Here is a 229-nt window from a genome sequence, read left to right on the forward strand (position 1 = left end):
CGCCAGTCGGTGATCGACCGGATGCAGCGCGCGGCGAACGAGAACTTGCGCCTGTTGTGGAGCCAGCGGTCGGCGGCCACGGTCGCACGCAGCCTGGAAGAGGCGGTGGTCCTGGCTTCCATCGTGGAGAAGGAGACGGCGCTGGCCGCTGAGCGTCCACGCGTGGCGGCCGTCTTCTCGAACCGGCTGCGGGCCGGAATGCGGCTGGAGAGCGATCCGACCATCGTCT

The 229-nt window shown here is 69.4% G+C and carries 1 protein-coding gene; it reads left to right on the forward strand.

From position 1 onward, the window contains the following. Positions 1 to 229 (forward strand): endolytic transglycosylase MltG (locus ACZ6JE_RS15805; RefSeq protein WP_464319568.1); only part of this gene is annotated, 229 nt, incomplete at both ends.

The organism is Frigoribacterium sp. AC759 (genome assembly GCF_979256015.1).